The organism is Dietzia sp. SYD-A1, from assembly GCF_015356725.1.
Lineage (GTDB): Bacteria > Actinomycetota > Actinomycetes > Mycobacteriales > Mycobacteriaceae > Dietzia.
In genome coordinates, this window is sequence record NZ_JADDKI010000691.1 from 1 (window position 1) to 218 (window position 218).

Sequence of the window (218 nt, forward strand, 5' to 3'; positions counted from 1 at the left end):
GCGGCACCGTCGGCAGCCCTGTCGGTGGCGCCGGTGTCAGTGCTGGCGGCGGCGCCTGTGCCAGCGGTGTCAGTGCTGGTGGCGGAGTCGTCGGTATGGCGTAGGGGGGTGCAGATGTCGTCGGTGTTCGGATCCCCGAGGGCGCACAGGGCGTCGGCGCGTAGTTGGTTGCGGGTGCGGGGATGGCCTGCCTGCCAGGCGGTGCGGGCGGCGGCCTC

At 73.9% G+C, this 218-nt stretch carries 1 pseudogene; it reads right to left on the bottom strand.

Annotated features, from left to right (window positions below):
• Nucleotides 1–218: pseudogene (locus IY392_RS19390) on the bottom strand (hypothetical protein); the annotation flags it as partial.